At 27.7% G+C, this 19,083-nt stretch carries 20 protein-coding genes; 15 read left to right on the top strand and 5 right to left on the bottom strand.

Features of this window, described 5'->3' with window-relative positions:
• Both G534_RS0102195 and G534_RS0102200 read right to left on the bottom strand, forming a co-directional pair.
• A partial coding sequence (locus G534_RS0102195) for a transposase (protein WP_027347661.1) occupies positions 1 to 261 on the bottom strand: 261 nt, incomplete at its 3' end.
• Between the two features lie 119 nt (positions 262 to 380).
• Positions 381 to 848: a PTS sugar transporter subunit IIA gene (locus G534_RS0102200; RefSeq protein ID WP_027347662.1), complete on the bottom strand. Its 468-nt coding sequence runs from the start codon at positions 846 to 848 to the stop codon at positions 381 to 383.
• Between the two features lie 191 nt (positions 849 to 1,039).
• On the opposite strand from G534_RS0102200, the gene G534_RS0102205 reads away from it, so the two are divergent.
• The 8 genes from G534_RS0102205 to G534_RS0102240 are packed head-to-tail and all read left to right on the top strand — an operon-like array spanning position 1,040 to position 8,200.
• Complete coding sequence (locus tag G534_RS0102205; protein ID WP_027347663.1) at positions 1,040 to 1,285, top strand: RNA-binding S4 domain-containing protein; 246 nt, start codon at positions 1,040 to 1,042, stop codon at positions 1,283 to 1,285.
• Positions 1,286 to 1,289: 4 nt separating this feature from the next.
• Positions 1,290 to 1,685, top strand: a complete 396-nt coding sequence (locus G534_RS08340) for an FtsB family cell division protein (RefSeq protein WP_051177387.1) — start codon at positions 1,290 to 1,292, stop codon at positions 1,683 to 1,685.
• Positions 1,686 to 1,715: 30 nt separating this feature from the next.
• On the top strand, positions 1,716 to 2,990 hold the full coding sequence (tilS, locus tag G534_RS0102215) for a tRNA lysidine(34) synthetase TilS (protein ID WP_027347664.1): 1,275 nt from the start codon (positions 1,716 to 1,718) through the stop codon (positions 2,988 to 2,990).
• Positions 2,983 to 4,911, top strand: a complete 1,929-nt coding sequence (gene ftsH / locus G534_RS0102220; RefSeq protein WP_027347665.1) for an ATP-dependent zinc metalloprotease FtsH — start codon at positions 2,983 to 2,985, stop codon at positions 4,909 to 4,911. Before tilS ends, ftsH begins: the two co-directional genes overlap by 8 nt.
• A gap of 1 nt (position 4,912) precedes the next feature.
• Complete coding sequence (locus tag G534_RS0102225) at positions 4,913 to 5,428, top strand: DUF5673 domain-containing protein (protein WP_027347666.1); 516 nt, start codon at positions 4,913 to 4,915, stop codon at positions 5,426 to 5,428.
• 48 nt (positions 5,429 to 5,476) lie between these two features.
• The gene (locus G534_RS0102230) at positions 5,477 to 6,055 is read left to right on the top strand and encodes an ECF transporter S component (protein ID WP_034595873.1); all 579 of its coding nucleotides are present in this window, start codon (positions 5,477 to 5,479) and stop codon (positions 6,053 to 6,055) included.
• Complete coding sequence (locus G534_RS0102235) at positions 6,052 to 6,849, top strand: type III pantothenate kinase (RefSeq protein WP_027347668.1); 798 nt, start codon at positions 6,052 to 6,054, stop codon at positions 6,847 to 6,849. Before G534_RS0102230 ends, G534_RS0102235 begins: the two co-directional genes overlap by 4 nt.
• Positions 6,836 to 8,200, top strand: coding sequence for an MATE family efflux transporter (locus tag G534_RS0102240; RefSeq protein WP_034595874.1), 1,365 nt, complete (start codon positions 6,836 to 6,838; stop codon positions 8,198 to 8,200). The genes G534_RS0102235 and G534_RS0102240 overlap by 14 nt, the downstream gene beginning before the upstream one ends.
• A 72-nt stretch (positions 8,201 to 8,272) precedes the next feature.
• Here the strand turns inward: G534_RS0102240 and G534_RS08345 are convergent, their stop codons facing one another.
• The 3 genes from G534_RS08345 to G534_RS0102255 all read right to left on the bottom strand — a co-directional run bounded on the left by G534_RS08345 (position 8,273) and on the right by G534_RS0102255 (position 13,433).
• Positions 8,273 to 9,601, bottom strand: a complete 1,329-nt coding sequence (locus G534_RS08345) for a sensor histidine kinase (protein WP_051177388.1) — start codon at positions 9,599 to 9,601, stop codon at positions 8,273 to 8,275.
• Positions 9,591 to 10,283: a response regulator transcription factor gene (locus G534_RS0102250; RefSeq protein ID WP_027347670.1), complete on the bottom strand. Its 693-nt coding sequence runs from the start codon at positions 10,281 to 10,283 to the stop codon at positions 9,591 to 9,593. The genes G534_RS08345 and G534_RS0102250 overlap by 11 nt, the downstream gene beginning before the upstream one ends.
• Before the next feature lie 108 nt (positions 10,284 to 10,391).
• Positions 10,392 to 13,433, bottom strand: a complete 3,042-nt coding sequence (locus G534_RS0102255; protein ID WP_027347671.1) for a transglycosylase domain-containing protein — start codon at positions 13,431 to 13,433, stop codon at positions 10,392 to 10,394.
• 112 nt (positions 13,434 to 13,545) lie between these two features.
• Here G534_RS0102255 and hflX point away from each other — a divergent pair, with 112 nt between their 5' ends.
• From hflX to G534_RS0102290, 7 genes are all read left to right on the top strand, one after another.
• Positions 13,546 to 14,805 (top strand): GTPase HflX, encoded by a 1,260-nt coding sequence (hflX, locus tag G534_RS0102260; RefSeq protein ID WP_027347672.1) that lies wholly within the window; start codon positions 13,546 to 13,548, stop codon positions 14,803 to 14,805.
• A 24-nt stretch (positions 14,806 to 14,829) separates the two neighbouring features.
• Entirely contained in the window at positions 14,830 to 15,477 is a 648-nt protein-coding gene (locus G534_RS0102265) for a YigZ family protein (protein WP_027347673.1), read from the top strand.
• A gap of 10 nt (positions 15,478 to 15,487) precedes the next feature.
• A complete protein-coding gene (locus G534_RS0102270; RefSeq protein ID WP_027347674.1) occupies positions 15,488 to 16,159 on the top strand; it encodes a TIGR01906 family membrane protein in 672 nt (223 codons plus the stop codon).
• Between the two features lie 10 nt (positions 16,160 to 16,169).
• Positions 16,170 to 16,949, top strand: a complete 780-nt coding sequence (gene lgt, locus G534_RS0102275) for a prolipoprotein diacylglyceryl transferase (RefSeq protein WP_027347675.1) — start codon at positions 16,170 to 16,172, stop codon at positions 16,947 to 16,949.
• A gap of 287 nt (positions 16,950 to 17,236) precedes the next feature.
• Positions 17,237 to 17,668 (top strand): division/cell wall cluster transcriptional repressor MraZ, encoded by a 432-nt coding sequence (gene mraZ, locus G534_RS0102280; RefSeq protein ID WP_027347676.1) that lies wholly within the window; start codon positions 17,237 to 17,239, stop codon positions 17,666 to 17,668.
• A gap of 21 nt (positions 17,669 to 17,689) precedes the next feature.
• Positions 17,690 to 18,625, top strand: coding sequence for a 16S rRNA (cytosine(1402)-N(4))-methyltransferase RsmH (rsmH, locus tag G534_RS0102285; protein ID WP_027347677.1), 936 nt, complete (start codon positions 17,690 to 17,692; stop codon positions 18,623 to 18,625).
• Between the two features lie 8 nt (positions 18,626 to 18,633).
• On the top strand, positions 18,634 to 19,080 hold the full coding sequence (locus G534_RS0102290) for a hypothetical protein (RefSeq protein ID WP_027347678.1): 447 nt from the start codon (positions 18,634 to 18,636) through the stop codon (positions 19,078 to 19,080).
• Positions 19,081 to 19,083: the final 3 nt, after the last annotated feature.

Genomic DNA, 19,083 nt, shown 5'->3' on the forward strand with positions numbered 1-19,083 from the left:
TGGTATATTAAGATCTATATTTCCATATGAAGATTTAACAGTCTTTTTACTTGATCCATTTCTAGTGTTTAGTGATAATGGAGCTTGTCCATATTCATAGTCTAGATGCTCATCAAGTTCAGATTTAAGCATTTGTTCTATTGCATCACCTAAAAGGTCTTTAAGTGCATTTTGTAAATCCTGAGCAGTTTCTGGTTGATATTCTTCTAGTAACATTTTAGTTATTTTATTTAGTCTTGTTTCTGGTCTTTTTCTTGGCATAAAAATTCCTCCTAATTAGTTTTTCTTTACCCTAATCAGGAGGTTTCTATACACAAAATTTTACACAGTCTCATAATAAAAGGAGCTGATATCAGCTCCTTTTATTATTTTTAGTCTAATTATTTCTTAACTGTCATTATTTCATCTTGACCAGCAACTACATTTCCGCTTTGTTTTTCAAAAGATTTGAATTCATCACTATTTGTTATAACAATAGCTGTATCAGTTTCAAAACCTTTTTCTTTAATGAAGTCAATATCAAATTCTACAAGCTTATCGCCTACACTAACTTTATCTCCTTCATTTACGAATGCAGTAAAACCTTCACCTTTTAATTCAACTGTATCCATACCAATATGAATTAATATTTCTAGTCCTTTTGATTCAATACCAATAGCATGTTTTGTATGAAATACTTGAACAATCTTTCCTTCTACTGGTGAAAGTAAAACTCCATCAGTTGGTTCTATTGCAACACCATCACCAAGGAATTTTTGTGCAAAAGTTATATCATTTACTTCAGTAATATCTTTTAATTTTCCTGTCAATGGTGCAATTAATTTATATTTCTTTCCAAATAAACTCATATGCCCTCCTAATAATTTATATTTATAGTTTATCACATTTATCGTATATTATAAACATTGTATTTAATAAAAAGTAATCTTGTTACTATAATTTAATTGTTTCATAGTGTAAGATATTTTTATTTGATTTAATATATAAATTAGAAATATTTATATATTAAATTATGTTATAATATTCTAATGGAGGGAGTATGAGAATAGATAAATTTTTAAAAAACTCTAGAATAATAAAAAGAAGAACAGTTGCTAAAATCGCATGTGAAAATGAAAGAGTTAAAATCAATTCAATTATTGCAAAGCCAGGGACTGAAGTTAAAATTGGAGATATTGTAGAAATACAATTTGGTGATAAAATTGTAAAATTTGAAGTATTATCTTTAAAAGAAAATACAAACAAAAGCAATGCAGACGAGTTGTTTAGGGTAGTTGAAGGTTAATTTTATGGACAACAAACAAGCGAAGAGAAGAATTGAAAAGAACAGACGAAAAAAAAGAACAAATAGAAGATTAAACATTCTATTTTTAGTTTCAACAATTATTACTGTTTTTTTAATGTTTACATTTATTGGACAAAGAATAAAAATTGCCAATTTAAATAAAGAATCAAAACTTTTAAAAGTAGAACAAGAAAATTTAGAAAAACAAATTGATGATTTAGTAAAAGAAATAAAAGAAGTAAATTCACTGGAATATATTGAAAAGAAAGCAAGACAAGAACTTGGAATGATTAAAAAAGATGAAAATATATATGTAAATCCTGATGATACAGATGAAGAAACAAAAGAAGAAACTTCTGATGAATCAGAGAAAGAGACAGATGAAGAATCTTCTAATTAAGTAGATAAAAATTGGTAATAGTGAGGAAATATGCTAATCAAAGAAAAACACTATGATATCTTAAAAAATAAAAAAGTATTGGTTGCAGTTTCAGGTGGCGTAGATTCTATGGTTTTAATCTATGATTTGATAAAATTAAAAAAAGTATTAAACATAGATATAGAAATAGCACACTTTGATCATTTGACAAGAGATGGTGAATCAACAAAAGATAAATTATTTGTTGAAAATTTTGCTAAAGCTAATAATTTAATATTTCATACAAAAGCATATTCAATGTATGAATATAAAGATAATCATGATGTTTCAATTGAAGAGGCAGGAAGATTACTTAGGATGGAATTATTTGAAAGTATAATTTCAGATAAATCCAACTATATTTTATTATTTGCTCATAATCTTGATGATAATGTTGAAACCGTAATAATGCGAATAATTAGAGGTACGGGACTAACAGGTCTTGAAGGTATAAAAGAATATGAGAAAAAAAGAAATTATGAAATATTAAGACCTTTATTAGATGTTACTAAGGAAGAAATAATTAATTATGCAGAAGAAAATAATATAGAATTCCGACAAGATCATACTAATTTTGAAAATATATATACTAGAAATAAAATTAGAAATGAGTTAATTCCTTTAATCAAGAGAGAATATAATAGTAATATTTATGATGCTATTTCTAAATTATCAAGTTTTTCAATATTAAATAATGAATTTGTAGAAGATAAGATTGATAATATTATTAATCAAATTTCTAAACAAGAAAATAATTATATAATCATGGATTCAAACAAGTTAAAACAATATAATGATTATGAAAAAACTATGATAATTAGAAATGTAATAGATAGACTACATAATAATTACAATTTTACTAATTCACATTATGATGAAATATTAAAAATTATAAAATCTGAAAAAGGTGTAGATTTAACAATAAATGGCATTGTTTTTTATAATTCTTTTAATAATTTTATTATAAGAAAAATAATGAAAAATGATTTAGATAAAGAGATTATTGTAAATAAAGATAGTAAAATAAAAGTTAATAATTATATTATAGATATTAAATCTGATAATAAAGAAGTGATTATTAGGAAGAGAAAAAATGGAGATAGAATTAAAGTAAAGAATTCAATTAAGAAAGTAAAAGATTTTCTCATAGATAATAAAGTTGATAAATATGAAAGAGATTATATTCCTATAGTTGAAATAGATAATGAAATTAAATTTATTGGGAATATATATAAATCTGGTTTTGATAATAAAGAAATAATAATTGAAAGGATAGCTAATGAATAAAAAAAGACAGAGTTTTATGCCATTATTATCGACTGTTTTGATGTTTGTGATAATAGTAAGCATATTTAGTAGAATATTTGATACCACAAATAATATTAGTGTTAATGAATTGCTAAAATTTTTAAGTTCGGACAATGTAACAGATGTTACAACCCAAGGTAATAAAGTAGAAATTATTACAAAAGATAAGCAAAGATATACCACTGTATTACCAGAAGAATTTCAAAGAAATTTTTATAAAGACTATTTAGAAAATAAAGTTGAAAATAATTCAATCAATTACAAAGGTATTGAACAAAGCGAAAGTAATTATATAATACAATTTTTACCGTCATTAATAATGCTTGCAGGTATGGGATTTATATTTTATATGCTTTTAGCAAAAGGTGCTAATACAAATAATCAAGCTATGAAATTTGGAAAAAGTAGAGCGAGCTTACATTTGGATAAAAACAATTCTATTACATTTAAGGATGTAGCAGGACTTAAAGAAGAAAAAGAAGAAATGACAGAGCTTGTAGATTTCTTGAAAAATCCTAAAAGATATGTTGAACAGGGAGCAAGAATCCCTAAAGGGGTATTATTAGTAGGGTCTCCTGGTACAGGTAAGACTTTTATTTCAAAAGCAGTAGCTGGAGAGGCGAAAGTACCTTTTTATAGCATATCAGGATCTGATTTTGTAGAGATGTTTGTAGGGGTTGGTGCTTCAAGAGTAAGGGATATGTTCCAAGAAGCTAAGAAGAATGCTCCATGTATTATTTTTATTGATGAAATAGATGCAGTGGGTCGAAAAAGAGGTTCAGGATTAGGTGGTGGACACGATGAAAGAGAACAAACGTTAAATCAACTATTGGTTGAAATGGACGGATTCTCAAAAAATGAAGGTGTAATTATAATTGCAGCAACTAATAGACCTGATATTCTAGATCCCGCATTATTAAGACCTGGTAGATTTGATAGAACAATTCAAATTTCAATGCCAGATGTTAGAGAAAGAGAAGAGATGCTTAAAGTGCATACAAAAAACAAAAAACTTTCTTCAGAAGTTAATTTGAATGCAATTGCAAGATCAACGGCAGGTTTTTCACCAGCTGAGATTGAAAATCTAACAAATGAAGCTGCATTACTAGCTGCAAGAAATAGACAAGATGAAATTACTCCAGATTTACTTGAAGAAGCTTCTATAAGAATAATGGCTGGTCCAGAAAAGAAATCAAGAGTTGTTATTCAAAGAGAAAGAGTATTGACAGCATATCATGAAGCTGGTCATGCTGTAACAGCTGAAATAATTAAAGGACTAGATCCGGTTCATATTATTACTATTATTCCTAGGGGAGATGCTGGAGGATTTACAGCGTACTTACCAGAGGAAGATAGATCATTTAGAACAAAGACAGAAATGACAAATAGATTAGTAGCTTTACTAGGTGGAAGAGCTGCTGAAGATATTGTACTTGGAGATATTTCAACAGGAGCTTCAAATGATATAGAAAGAGCTACAGGTATTGCAAGAGCTATGATTAAGACTTACGGTTTTAGTGATTCTCTAGGACCAGTGCAATATGATGATGGTTCAGGAAATGTATTTTTAGGTGGTGATAACTATTCAAAAGGTGATCATTATTCTGAACAAACTGCTATAATTATTGATAAAGAAGTTACAGATTTAATAAAAAATGCTTATGAAAAAGCAAAAGAAATCATAGTAAATAATAGAGATTTTCTTGAAGAATTAGCTCAGACTTTATTAAAAGAAGAGACTATTAGAAGAGAAAAATATCTTGAAATAGCTAAGAAATATACAGAGGTTGAAGATATATATTCTAAAGATGTTGAGAAATTAATTGATTTCAAAAACACTTCGATTGATGAAAAAAATGAAAAAATAGAAAATAAAAACGATGAGAATAAAGGAGAATAGTATGCCTATAATATTTGGAAATCAACAAACGCAAAAGACAAATAATCCAGTAGGTGGTTTATCTTTCTTTGTTATACTTTATTTAGCACTTGCAGGATATTTCCTATATAGAGCTTTTTCAACTATTAAAGCTAATAAAAACGCAAAAGGGGAAATCTATAAGGTAACAAAACAAAGTAGTATGATGATGAAAGTATTATTGGTTTTAATAGCTGGTCTTGGAATTTATAATATAATTGAAGGATTATTGCTAAATGGAGCTTTAATGTTACTTTTATCATTGTCATTAGGTATTGAATCTATGACAAAAAATGTTATAGCAAGCAATGGTTTTGTTGCAGATGCTAAATGGATAGAATGGGATCAATTAAAAAAATGGCAAATAGATAAAGAAAAAGGAGAAGTTACTGTTTTATATAAAAAAGGTATTGATGAAAAAACAGGATTTTTCAGAATAAAGAAAGAAGAAGCAAATTTAATACAAGATTTATTTAAAAAATATAAATTGAAAAAATAAAAAATAATAAATGACTGGTATCTTAAAAGAACTAGATCGAAGGAGATTATGAAAAATACAAAAGACATGACATTATTAGCTTTAATGTCAGCAATCATTATTGTTATGTTAGCTATTCCAGGACTTGGTTACATACCGCTACCATATATGAATGCAACATTAGTGCATATCCCAGTAATTATATTAGCGATTGTTAAAGGACCAAAGTTAGGAGCACTGATAGGTGGAGTATTTGGGGTTTCATCTTTGATAAATTCATTGATTAGACCTAATATCACATCATTTATATTTATTAATCCATTAGTTTCAGTATTACCAAGAATACTTATAGGATTAATAACAGGTTATATATCTAAACTTCTTAATAAAAAGAAATGGAAATATAATTTACAAAATATAATCCCAGCGGGAATTGGTTCAATGGTTAATACTATCGGTGTTTTAGGGATGATATATTTATTATATGCAAAAGATTATTTAGAAGTGACAGGAAAAGTTGGTAGTAATGCATTTTTAGTAATAGGATATATAGCAATTACTCAAGGTGTTGTAGAAATGATTATTTCTATAATTATTGCAACTCCAATAGCTAACTCTTTATTAAAATTAAACAAGGGAAATTTATGATTTTATTAATTGATATAGGAAATACGAATGTTGTTTTAGGAATCTATGACAAAAATAAAAAGATTAAATCATGGAGACTTGAAACTAGACAAACTAAAACTGATGATGAGTATGGTTCTCAAATCGAATCTATATTGGCTCATGAAAATATAAAAACTGAAGATATTAAAGATGTGGTAATTGCTTCTGTAGTGCCTACATTACAATATACATTTAAGGTGCTTTGTAAAAAATATTTAAATCGTACACCTATAGTTGTAGGGGAGAATACAAGAACAGGAGTTCCTATAAAACATGATAATCCTCGAGAAGTAGGATCTGATAGAATAGCAAACTCCGTAGCATTGGTTGAACATTATAAATTGCCTGCTATTTTAATAGATATGGGTACAGCAGTTACATTTGATGTAGTAAGTAAAAATGGAGAATATTTAGGTGGCGCTATTTCTCCAGGTCTTGGAATAGCTTCAGAAGCTTTGTTTGAAAGAACATCAAAATTACCAAGAATTGAAGTTAATAAACCTAAAAATGCTATAGGAAAATCAACTGTTGACGCAATGAAATCAGGATTGTTTTATGGATTTATAGGTTTAATAGATAATGTAATAGAACAAATATTGCTAGAGTTAAATGAAGATAAAGATAATGTTAGCATTATAGCTACTGGTGGTTATTCAGAAATGATAACAAAAAATTCAAAATATCTTCAATCAAATGATGAAGATATTACACTTGAAGGAATGAGAATTATATACGAAAAAACAATTGAGAGTAGAAAGAATGAAATCAATTAATAAAAAGCTTAATTTAACCGAAGGGAGCATTCTTAAGAATTTAATTCTATTGAGTGCTCCTTTAATGGCTACATCTTTTATTAATATGGCATACAATCTTACAGATACAGCTTGGTTAGGACGTCTTGGAACAGATGCTGTAGCAGCGACAGGATCTGTAGGATATTTTGTGTGGATGTCGGCTGCTGTTGCTGATATTGCAAGAGTTGGAACGTCTGTTTTTGTTGCTCAAGAATATGGAAGTGGACATACAAAAAGATTAAATGACACTATAAAAAATGGAATAGTCTTACTTTTTATACTGATTGGATTATTTACATCTATAATAATTGGATTCACAGATAATATCCTAAATTTTTATAGTTTAACAGATCATGTTCATAGTATGGCTAAATCATATTTAACAATATTTGCACTTGCTTTTATTATAAATGGTCTTAACATGATATTTTCCAATATTTATAATAGTATAGGGAATAGTTTTTATCCATTTGCAGCCAATGTTGTAGGTCTTGTGTTAAATATAATAATAGATCCAATCCTAATATTTGGATTAGGACCAATTAAGCCTTTTGGAGTAGCAGGTGCAGCATTAGCATCAGTATTTGCCCAAATTATTGTGCTAACAATATTTGCTATAGATATTATAAAAACTAAAAACGAAATTTATACTGGTATCATTCATGGAAAAATTTATTTAGAAAATATTTTTAGCAAATTTAAGAAAGGATTTCCGGTTGGATTTATGTCAGTTATACATGCATCTATTACAGGATTGCTGATGAAGTACATGTCATATTATGGCTCAGGTCCAATAGCAGCTTATTCAATAGGTTCAATGGTTGAATCTGTTACATGGAGAACAGCAGATGGTCTCCAGGTGGGTATTACAGCTTTTATAGGTCAAAACTTTGGAGCTAAATTATATAGTAGACTAAAAGATGTAATCAGGAAATCTATGGGATTAATTGTGTTAGTAGGGTTAATAGGTACATTTATTATAGGAGTCTTTAGATATCCTTTATTTAAATTATTTTTACCTGATGATCCTCAAACAATAGAGATGGGTGCTCAATACTTGTTGATATTATCTATGTCACAACTTGGAATGGCCTTTGAAATAGGGGCATCTGGAGTGTTTTATGGTATGGGGAAAACACATATTCAAGCAATCATATCAACAGTATTTAATATAGCGAGAATACCAATATCAATTCTATTAATGCCATATTTTGGATATCAAGGTATATGGATGGCTATAACAATCTCATCTATATTTAAAGGAATTTTTGCCTTTGTATTTTTAAGAATAGAATATAAAAATATAGATGAACAATTTGTAGAAGCATAGATTTAAAATTAATAATGAAAAAACGATAGATTAATCTATCGTTTTTTCATTAAATAATAATATTATATTTTATCAATTAGGTATTGTAATGATAAATTCAGTTCCTTTACCTAAGGAAGAATTTACGCTAATATTATAACCTAATAAATCAATATAAGTTTTAACTATTGATAATCCAAGACCATGTCCACTTATTTTAGTATTTCTTACATTATCAACTCTATAAAATCTTTCAAAAATATGTTCTAGATTTTCTTTTTCAATACCAATTCCATTATCCGCTATACTTATGACTTCTCTATTTTTAAAATGTCTTTGAGTTACAATTATTTTACCGTCACTATCTATAGCTTTTATTGAATTAGATATGATATTCGATATAATTTGTTTGAACTTATTTATATCCGTATCTATTTCTATTTCATCTATAAAATGAGTTTCTAACTCAATATTATTTTCATGCATTAAAGGTATAAAAGAGGTTGAAACAATATTTAATATTTCAGATAGATTCACTTTTTCGATTTCTAATTTAGTTATATTTTCGCTAGAATTAAAACTGCTTTCTAAATTATTTATCATAGAGGATAATCTTTGTGTTTCTGATATTAATAAATTTATTGTATCATCATCAGCTTCAATTACATTATCTTTTATTCCATCTAGATGAAGCATAAGATTTGTAAGAGGAGTTCTAAGCTCGTGAGCTATATCCTTTGCATAATCAAGCCTATATTCATCTTGTAAACTTAGAGAAGTAGCTAGATAAGAAATATCTGAGCTTAATTCATCTAGTTCATAAATGTCGAAGTTTTTTCTTTGAATATCATAATTCCTTGATCTAATTTTATTTGATTGGTTCTTAATATATGTTATAGGGTCTGTAATAGTTTTACTTATAAATAATATAGAAATTGAACCTAAAACCATTAAAACTATAAATATTAGTGTGAAATTTCTAATCATTTCTTTTCTAAATTCACGTATGGTTTCATCATATTCAAATATATTGTCAGGGTATTCTATTTCTAAATAGACTACTGGATTATTTTTATAATCGATTAAATTATATTTTGCCTTTAAAAAATTTAAATTCTTTTTTCTAGTTTCATTTTTTATACCATCATGCTCAAAAAGTAATTTATTGTTTGTATCATATACTTTTATGTGTACTTCTTCACTTTCAGCATATATTTGCAATATTGTAGGATTTAAACCATCGTTTAAATTTAATAATCTATTTAGATCTTCAGATAGAAGGTCAAACTTTTGTTTTCTCTCTATATTAGCAAATCTTTCGAATGAATTACTAAATATATATATTGAAGTTATTGCTGATACAGAAATTGTTATTATAAGAAGTACAATAAAGTATTTATTTAGCTTTGAACTAAGCTTCATCTACATCACCTGCTTTATATCCTAATCCATAAATAGTTCGAATATATTGTTGATTTTTTGGATTATCTTCAACTTTTTGTCTGATATTTTTAATGTGAGTATCTACCGCTCTATCAAATGCATCATAGTCAAATCCGAAAGAAATTTCTATAATTTCATTTCTAGTGAAAGTTTTCATTGGATTTGAATAAAGAGTTTGAATTATTAAAAGTTCATTTTTAGTAAAAGGAATTTCAACACCATCTTTTAACACTCTATTATTTTCTATATCGACTTTTAATCTTCCATCTTTCGATACTATTACATTAGAATTATTAGTTTTTGATCTTCTCAAAACAGCTTTAACTCTTTCGACTAATTCATTTCCAGAGAAAGGTTTTTTTATATAATCATCTGCACCAGATCTAAATCCTTGTAAAACATCATTTTCATTTACTTTAGCAGTTACAAGAATTACGGGTATTGAGGATGTTTCTCTTATCAATGTTAAGACTTGTTCTCCAGACAGCTTCGGAATCATTAAATCCAGTATTATAAGGTCAAAATTGTGTTTGTAAAACAAGTTTACGGCTTCATTTCCGTCATGAGCCATAGTGATTTGAAAACCGGATTTTTCAAGATAATTTTTTTCCATTGTTGCTATTCCTAATTCATCTTCAACGATAAGTATATGTTCTTTCATAAATCCTCCTTATAAAAAAAGCCCAAATGGGCTTTTTATATAATCTTAATATAATATTTAAATATTATATAGAGACATTTGATAATGTAGAATAAATTTTAGTCTACATTATGATTCTTTTTGAGTCTCTTTTTCTTTCTGAGTTTCTTTTTCCTTCTGAGTTTCTTTTTCCTTCTGAGTTTCTTTTTCTTTCTGAGTTTCTTTTTTAGGTTTCGGTTTTTTAGTATCTGTCGTTACTTTTCCATCTGGAGTAGTAGTTTGAGTTATTACGGTACCATCCTTTTTAGTTGTAACAACAATTACAGTTCCATCTACTTTTGTAGTTGTTTTAATTACAGTACCATCTGGCTGTGTTTCGGTTTTAGTTTCATCAGCAAATGGTAAATTAGAGTACTGAGTAGGAGCTTGATATTTCCAGTCAAGTGGTATTATATTGTTAAATGCACTTGGATTATAAGAAAATATTCTCTTCATAAATACTCTATTTTGAATTACTCTAGCATTTTTCGGTGCATTAACTGGTGCCAATTTATTATTTCTTGTGTCTATCGTTACTTCTATACTTGATTCAGACATCTTAGTAGGCTCAGTTCCTGATTTAAAGAATTCTGTGTACGCCATATTTCCACGAGGATCTCTATAAGTATATGGCGAAGGCAATAGACCGTCTAATTTACTTACCTCTTTAGTTGTAATACCAGCTGGTTTCTCAAATGTAGCAGGATCTTTATCTTCTATGAACTTAGACATATATGAATTCCAAACTCTAGAAGCTGTTGCAGAATTTCCAACCATACTTATTGAATTATTATCAAAACCTACCCATGTAGCAGCTGTATAATAAGGATTATATCCAACAAACCAAAAATCTCTTTGGTCATTTTGATTACCCGTTTTACCAGCAGTAAATATATCGCTTCTAGATACTGCTCCTAAATAATCTTGAGAAGCTATATCAGATAAAACATTACCAATTAACCAGTTAGTTTCTTCAGAAATTACTTTTATAGGTTTATGTTCATTTTTATATATGTCACCTAGAGAATCAGAGGTGATAGAAGTAATTATTGAAGATTTAATTCTTTCACCATTATTTGCAAAAGTTTGATATGCAGAAGCCATATCATAAACTGTAAGACCTTCAGACAATCCACCAATTGCCGTTGACAGAGTTTCATCATTATTTGCAAAGTTTTCTTTTTTTGTAATAAAATTATCGTTTTCTGGGTCTTCAGAATCAATAATTCCAAATCTTTCAAGATATTCCATTGATTTCTCAATGCCCATGTCATTAAATATCTTAATAGCAGGGGAGTTTAATGATCTGAAAAGAGCTTCTCTAGTAGTCACAATTCCATAATAATTCCCATCAAAGTTTTTTGGCCAAGCTTGATCTTCAATCATTGAAAAAGGTGTATCATCAACTGGAGAAGCTAAAGTTCTACCTTCTTCAATAGCAGGTGCATATACTGCAAGAGGTTTAAATGATGAAGCGGGAGATCTAGTGAACTGTGTTGCTCTATCTATAGTATCGTCTGGACTATTTCCTCTTTTTGACATGATAGCTACAACTTCAGCTGTTTTGGAATCTAAAACAACACTTGCTGATTGAGGTTGAACAGTTCCTTGGGTTTCTACAGTATAGAATGAATCATTTAAGACAAGATTATCATCTACAATACTATAGAAATCTTTAACGGTATTGAAAAATTCTCCACTTATGGTAAAACTTCCATCTGAATTTGATTTTGCATATTTACTTGGTAAATTAATAGAACCTATTCTATAAGTTACTAATTCATTATTATCGTTTATTGTGTAGTATGGAACAACATCTATGCGATTAGATTCCATAGAAAATCGAGATGATTTTACAGTTAAATCACCATTTTCTGAAATAGTATACCATCCATTTGGTAGAAATAGTTTATTTTCTTTTGTAAGAATATTTGATTTCTTATAATATAGTTTATTTCCATTTCTAGTAACTATGTCACCATAATCATCTAAAGTGATATTGGCAAGTATTGGGTCATTTGAATTTTCAAATAAATTTGCAAAATTATCATAAGCTTCTTCTAATTTCTTTTGTAAATCCCAATCAATAGTTGTATGAATTGAAAGTCCACCTGTGTATAATAAATTATTAGCTTCCTTTTCATCCAAGTTTTGTGATTTCATTATTTCTTTGATTGCTTGTTTTTTTATTAATCCAGAAATATGTGAAGGATAAGTAATATCAAGTTTATTTGAGGGAGCTACACTCGCCATTAAGTCAAAGTCTTTAGCTTCTTTATACTCATCTTCATTTATGTATCCAAGTTCGAACATTTTGTACAATGTACTATCAACTCTGCTTAAAATTGTATCATTAGCAACAGCTACATATTTTTCACCATATAGATTATAATCAGTTAAAACTTTTGCTCCTTCAGGAACATTAGCTGGTCTATATAAATCAAATAAAGCATATGAGGATGGTGCCTGTACAATTGAAGCAAGTGCAGCAGATTGTTTTAGATTTAGTTCTGAAACTGGTTTGCTAAAATAAGTTTCGGAAGCTGCTTGGACTCCATAAGCATGTTGTCCCATAAAAACTCTATTTAAATATCCTTCTAAAATTTCATCTTTGTCAATTTTAGTTTCAACTTGTAAAGCTAGATACATTTCAACTATTTTTCTTTCCCATGCTACATCATCAGTAAGGTAAACATTCTTAACAAGTTGTTGAGTAATGGTTGAACCACCTTGTGAAATACCACCTGAAGATATATTACTTAGAAAAGCTCTAGCAATACTAATAGGATCTACACCATGATGTTTATAAAATCTTTCGTCTTCAATACTTACAAAAGCTTGCTGTAAGTGCTTAGGAATATCTTTAATTTTTACAATTTCTCTATATTCATCATATGCAAGAGATTCTATTAACTTTCCATCTTTATCATAGATTTTCGAATTCTGATCTAGATTTAATAGTATATTATTTGGGTTGATTTCTGGAGAGCTTTCTGCAACCTTTATCATGGAGATACCTAGCATAGCTCCTAAAATGGTTGCCATTATACCACCTACCAGAACAAATAATAATAATACTTGAAGTATTCTACCTATTATTTTCAAAATAGGAGATGTTATTTTGTTTGTCATATGTACTCCTTATCTAATATTCCAAGTCACTATATTATACCATAATTATTTTTCAATTAAAATATACATAAAATAACAGTTTTGATATAATTGAAATTAGAAAAGAGGAGCAATGAGAAAAGAGAAGGTATTAGTAGTATTATTAAATATTAATAACGAATACTCTGATGATGAGATAAAATATCAGATTTTAGAACTTAGTGAATTAGTTCGAGCTTCGGGGGGAGAAGTTGTGTTTGAAGTTATTCAAAATGCTTCTAAAGTTAATCCCAAATATTTCATAGGTTCTGGTAAAGCTCAAGAAATTAAAGAAATATCTGATAATCATGAAGTAGATACTATTGTATTTAATCATGAACTAACAGGATCTCAAATAAAAAATTTAGAAAGTACAATTGAAAGAAAGATTGTAGATAGAACAGGATTAATATTAGATATATTTGCAACTAGAGCAAAGACAAAAGAATCAAAATTGCAAGTGAAATTAGCACAATTAGAATATAGATTACCAAGACTTGTTGGATTCAGAAATTATTTATCACGTGAAGGAGCAGGTATAGGGACAAGAGGTCCCGGGGAACAAAAACTGGAAATGGATAGACGTTCAATTCAGCGTGAAATAAGTTCGATAAAAAATAGATTGGAAACAGAATTTCAAATAAGAAATACTAAAAGAAAAAGAAGAATAAATTCTAATATAAAAGTTTGTTCTTTAATTGGATATTCTAATTCTGGTAAATCTACAATATTAAATGGAATATCAAATATATATGGCAGTAATAACAAGAGTGTGTATGCTGATGATTTACTATTTGCTACACTTGAAACGTCCACAAGAAATATATTACTTGATAATGGTAAAGATGTGATCATATCTGATACAGTAGGATTTGTATCGAATCTTCCAACAAAGCTTATTGAATCTTTTAAATCAACATTAGAGGAGATTAGTGATTCAGATTTATTAATTATTGTAATGGATATATCTAATGATAATTATGACTTACAGCTTGAGGCTACTACAGATATATTAAAAGACCTTAATATATCAGATAAGGATATATTATATGTTTTTAATAAAATGGATATGAATCCTGATTTTAGACATTATCATAATTTTGAAAATGAAATATATATTAGCGCTAAAAAATCAGACGATATAGTTAGATTGGTAAATTATATACAGTCATTATTATTTAAGGAATATGATTATTATAAAGTGAATATTCCATATAGTGAATATGACAATATAAAACATGCAATATCTTCTGAATTAAAAGATAAACAAGAATTTAATGAAATAGGCGTGACTACTTATTTATATATTCCACGAAAAGATGTAATAAAATATAGTAAGTATATGGTGGATTAAAAGAAAGTATATAGTGAGGTATCATTGAGAAAAGAATATAAAACGATATATGGTGAATTTGAAACAGAAATAGAGATAAATAAATCAAGATTTATAACAAATATTAAAAGAAGTAATTCTGAAGCAGAGTCTCTAGAATTTATTGAAGAAATAAACAAAAAATATAGGGATGCTACTCATAATTGTACAGCCTATATTAATGGTCCAACTAAATTAATACAAAGATATAATGATGATGGAGAACCTCAAGGAACAGCAGGAATACCGATGCTTGAAGTTCTTAAAAAGGAAGATTTAACCGATGTAGTTGTAGTTGTGACAAGATATTTTGGCGGAAAAAAACTAGGAGCATCAGGTTTGATTAGAGCTTATGGAAGAGGAGTTTCAGAGGCTATAAGTATAAGTGATATTGTATGGCTTAGAAATTTCTATGAAGTAAAGGTTGAATTTGATTATACATTCCTTGGAAAAATAGATAATTTTGTAAGTAAAGAAATGTATCATTTAAAAAATCGTGAATATCTAGAAAAAATTCATAATATTTTTTATATAAGACAAGATGACTTCTCTAAATTTAGAGATGAACTTTTAGAAATTACAAGCGATAATATAGAAATAGAAATTGCTAGAGAGTTACAAATTCAAGTAAAAGGTGATGAATTAATTTATTGATTGGAGAAATATGAAAAAAAATACAATAATAAAAAGGATTATACTCATTTATATAGCTTTATCAGCAGTGTTATTTTCTCTTACAATGTCTATAAATATAGTCACAAAAGATAAGAATTATTATTACAAATACTCTGAAAAAAATAATATAGCAGAGTATGCAGGAGTTGACTCTGATAAATTAAAAAAGATGTATTCTAATTTGATTGATTATATTTATAAAGGAGACCAAAATTTAATCAATACGGACTTTAATAAGAGAGAAGTTTCTCACATGGTAGACGTTAATAAATTATATAATATTAATATTATGGTTACATATGTAGCAACAATTTCTTTAATAGCATATATAGTATATTTAAGTTTTGCATATAAGAAGAAAAGAAGTATTTGTAGGGAGTTAAAATTTATAAGAAAAATATTTTTAACAATTTTATTTGCTATGATTATTTTGTCTATTATAATATCAATAGACTTTGATTCAGCTTTTATAAAATTTCATCATCTGTTCTTTAACAATGATTTATGGTTATTAGATCCAAGAACAGATATTATGATTAGAATGTTACCACAAGATTTTTTTATGAATATGGCTATTAGAATAGGACTATATTTTGTAAGGTTTTTAGCTTTAATTTATATAATATTAACAATTCTTATAAGAAATAATAAAGAAAAATAAAGGAGTTAATATGTTTGAATACAATGGAAGTAGAATAGCTTTTACTCTATTTGGTGTAGATGTTTATTGGTATGGACTACTTATAGTTACGGGTATGGTGCTTGCTGTCATACTTGCATCAAATGAATTAAAAAAGAGAGGACAAGACCCTGACATAGTATCAGATATTGCTTTATGGATATTGCCATCCGCTATAATAGGAGCAAGACTTTGGTATGTTATTTTTGAATTTGAAAGATATGACAATATTTTAGAAATGATAAATGTAAGAGATGGTGGACTTGCTATACATGGCGGGATTATATTTGGAGTCGTAGCAGCGCTTATTTATACAAGAATTAAAAAGATTAATTTTATGAAGCTTGCAGACCCTATAGTAATATTTTTACCACTAGCACAAGCTATAGGAAGATGGGGAAATTTTATTAATAATGAAGCACATGGTGGGCCAACAAATTTACCATGGGCTGTGATAATTGATGGTAAGCCTTATCATCCAACATTTTTCTATGAATCATTAGGGAATTTTATATTATTTGCATCACTTTGGTATATTTATAGAAAAAAGGATCCTAAGGCAGGCACAATTACAAGTATGTATTTAATATTTTATGGAATTTTAAGATTTTTTGTAGAAGGATTAAGAACAGATAGCTTATGGTGGGGTCCAATTAGAGTAGCTCAATTAGTTTCAATTGGTTTTATTGTATTAGGATTGGGTGTATTATATTTTTCAAGAAGAAATAAATTTGAAGGACCATTTATAAAAGATAATATTAATAAAATGTAATAATTAAAAGAAATAATTTAATTTGTAAATAATTAATAAATTATAAAATTTAATATAAAAAAAAAGACGATACACAACTTCTAGTTGTAATCGTCTTTTTTTTATTCATTTAATACTATATGAGAGAAAGGAGTATAATTTTTTATTTTATATTTAATATTTTAAATTTAAAACTCTTTCAAATTAAAGTAAAAATAATGCTTTTGTGCTTGTAATCTTCTATAAATTATACTAAAATAAAATCAAGTGGAGAGAAAGTGGTAAAAAGTGGTAGAAAGTGGTGGGTTATGTATATAGGAGAATATACACATTCAATTGATAACAAAGGAAGAGTAATAATGCCATCTCTATTTAGAGAAGAACTTGGCATGAGTTTTTACGTTACCAAGGGAATGGAAGGTTGTATATTTGTATATGACAAAGAATCATGGAAACTACTTGAAGAAAAAACTAAACAGTTACGACTTACCTCCAAGAAAGCAAGACAATTTGAAAGAATTTTCTATGCACCTGCAAGAGAATTAGAGTTTGATAAACAAGGAAGAATAGTAATACCACAGAATTTAAGAGAATATGCAGGAATAAACAAAGAAGCAACTATTATTGGAGTATCTTCTAGAATCGAAATATGGGATAAAGAAAGATATGAAGAATATATTAGCTCTCAAGAAATGGATTATGACAATATAATCGAAGATTTCGAAGAATTAGATATTTAGTAAATGAGAGAAGGATTTGATATGAATTTTAATCATGAACCAGTGCTATTAAAAGAGACTATAGAGGCACTTAACATAAAAGAAAATGGAATATATGTTGACTGCACGGTTGGTGGAGCAGGTCATTCAATTGAAATTCTTAAAAGGGTTGGACCGAATGGTAAATTAGTTGCGATTGATCAAGATGAAGAAGCATTACTAACAGCTACAAAAAGACTTAAAGATTATAAGGATCAAGTATTTTTTATTAAGTGCAATTATGCATATATCGGTCAAATTTTAGATTCATTGGATATAGACTTTGTGGATGGTGTATTGATGGATATAGGTGTATCTAGTTATCAACTTGATGAAGGGAAAAGAGGATTTTCATATCATCAAGATGCACCACTTGATATGAGAATGGATCAAAGCCAAGAATTAACAGCAAAAGATGTAGTAAATAAATATTCTAAAGAAGAATTAGAAACTATTTTTTGGAACTATGGTGAAGAAAAATGGGGCATGAGAATTGCAGAATTTATTGTAAAAGAGAGAGAAAAAAAAGATATTGAAACTACATTTGATTTAGTCGAAATAATTAAAATGGCAATACCTAAAAAGGTAAGATCCGAAGGAAAACATCCAGCTAAAAAGATATTTCAAGCTATTAGAATAGAAGTGAATAATGAACTTGATGTATTGGAAACGGGAATTTATTCATCAGTAGAAAGACTAAAACCTGGTGGAAGATTAGCTATTATAACTTTCCATTCACTCGAAGATAGAATTGTAAAAACTAATTTCAAGGAGCTTGCAAAAGGATGTACATGTCCACCTGATTTTCCTATATGTGTATGTAATAAAAAAGAAAAAATAAAAGTTATTACTAAAAAGCCAGTTGTAGCAAGTGAAGAAGAATTAGATAGAAATAATAGATCAAGATCAGCCAAATTAAGAGTAGCTGAGAAAATTTAGAGGAAATTATGGAAGAAATTAGATTAATAGAAACAAAATTAAATACTAGAGAAAATTCAAGAAAAAAAGTTAGTAGAAAATCAAAAGCTATCTATTATTCTAATTTAAAAAAGATTATAATTTCTATTAATGCTTGCATTACTTTAACATTAATTATATTATTGAGTGTAGGATATACAGATATGTTGAATATAAGTAGCAATAATCTTTTGATAGATTCTAGCAATTCAGATTTGCAAACAGAATTATCATCAATAAAAGAGATTGTAGAGAATAGTAATTCAAATAAAAAAATTGAAAAAATTGCTATGTCAAGACTTGGTATGATATATCCAACAGAGAAAAATTTTATAAAACTGGATAAAGAAATTAATGAGACGCAAGTTGGTTTTAATAGCGATGAAAATGAAAATAATAAATCCATTATTTCTGAAATAACTGACTTGTTTAGATAGTGG

It is taken from the genome of Helcococcus sueciensis DSM 17243 (assembly GCF_000423145.1).
Lineage (GTDB): Bacteria > Bacillota > Clostridia > Tissierellales > Peptoniphilaceae > Helcococcus > Helcococcus sueciensis.